The sequence below is a fragment of the Neisseria sp. P0021.S005 genome, assembly GCF_051956955.1.
Window position 1 is genome coordinate 1 of record NZ_JBQCWY010000685.1, and the last position, 1625, is coordinate 1625.

General features: G+C 50.7%; 2 protein-coding genes. Both read right to left on the reverse strand.

All coding sequences use genetic code 11. The annotated features are described in order from the left end of the window. Positions 1-118: 118 nt before the first annotated feature. Positions 119-370 carry an HNH endonuclease gene (locus ACTHUE_RS18310; protein WP_283120669.1) on the reverse strand — a complete coding sequence of 84 codons (252 nt, stop codon included), beginning with the start codon at positions 368-370 and terminating at the stop codon, positions 119-121. Positions 371-477: 107 nt separating this feature from the next. Continuing rightward, positions 478-1625: helicase C-terminal domain-containing protein (locus tag ACTHUE_RS18315; RefSeq protein ID WP_440424123.1), on the reverse strand; the 1148-nt coding region annotated here is incomplete at its 5' end.

The following is a 1625-nucleotide window of genomic DNA, read 5'->3' on the forward strand; positions in this document are numbered from 1 at the left end:
ATATATACGATCTAGGGAATGTTACACCTAAATTTTCTGCAAATTTTTCAATGATTGAAGCAGAAACTTTTCCTTCATCTCTCCAGATATTTAATTTTTTCATTATTCATTTCCTTGATTAACGTCCTTTTTTTAATGCATTTTGACCAGTATGTCTAACTGCATCATGTATTTCCAATGGTACTAGCTGCATGTTATTTGGTGCACTTTGTGCATTATGATGCCAAATATATCCATTAATAGTCCGTTTTCCAGCCATAATATCTTCTAACTGTGTGCTAGTAAAATTTGATTTAGGAATTACCCCACGCCGGATGTGCAGGCCGTGTATGAAAAGTTCGGCTAGAAAGAAATCACGCAGACTTGGCACAACGGGGAAACCGTATCCGTCATGAAATTGGATTTATAGCTTGAAATGAATAAAAGGCCGTCTGAACATTTGATTTCAGACGGCCTCTGCCTTTGAATTATCCACAACTACCCTATCCGTTTAAACGGCGGCAAACAGGCCAATAATTGCTGGCCGTAGCGTTGCGTTTTGACGCGGTTGTCGAGGATGGTCACACGGCCGTAATCCTGTTCGGTACGGATAAGGCGGCCGACGGCTTGGATCAGTTTGATGCTGGCTTCAGGCACCGTAATTTCGATAAAAGGATTGCCGCCGCGTTGTTCAATCCAACGGTTTTGGGTTTTCTCGATGGGGTTGTCCGGCATGGCAAACGGCAGCTTGGCAATAATGACTTGAACGCAGGCCGTGCCGGGCAGGTCGAGGCCTTCGGCAAAACTGTCGAGGCCGAAAATAATGCTGGCTTTACCTTCGGCAATGGCTTGATGGTGCCTTTGCAACAGGACAGCCTTGGGCAACTCTCCTTGTACAAGCAGAAGCGGCAAGTATTCGTCAGGCAGTCGTAAGGCGACATCCTGCATTTGCTTGCGCGAGGAAAACAACACCAGCGTGCCGATGGCTTCAACCGGCGAAACCAGCTTCGGCAACCATTCGACAATGGCGGCCGTGTGCGCATCAGGGTCTTTGGGGCTGGCGTGTACGGGCGGAATATACAGCTCGCCTTGCGTATCGAAATTAAACGGGCTTTCCAATGCAAGCGTGGTGGTTTCGGGCAGCCACAGCAGGCCGGTTTGGCGCAAAATCAGGTTGAAGCTGCCGAGCGATTGCAGGGTGGCCGAAGTCAACACCGCACCTGCCGCGCGCCGCCACAGGCTGTTGGCAAGGTGGGATGCGCTGCTGATGGGGCTGGCGTTGAAAATATAGTCGTTTTTGTCGTCGGCACGGCGGGTTATCCATTTCGCCAACGGCTCTTCGCCTTCAATGGGAACGGTAGAGAGCAAATCCCAAACTGCGCTGATTTGTTCGATACGGGCGATAAAAAGGCCGAACTCGCTGGTCAGGCGGTCGATGAGCGCGCCGTCCTGTTCTTTTTCGCGGCGGGCGGCGGAAAGCGCATCGTTCAGCCCGACGACGTGTTTGAGCAGGCTGCGTGCAGCAATGGCCGTATTGGAAACTGTGGTTTCCAGGCCTTCGGGGATTTTGCCGTCTTCCCACAGCCAAGTCGGTTCGTTGTGTTTCCGCCTGTCGTTTTCAGACGACCCCAGACTTAAAGACGGCT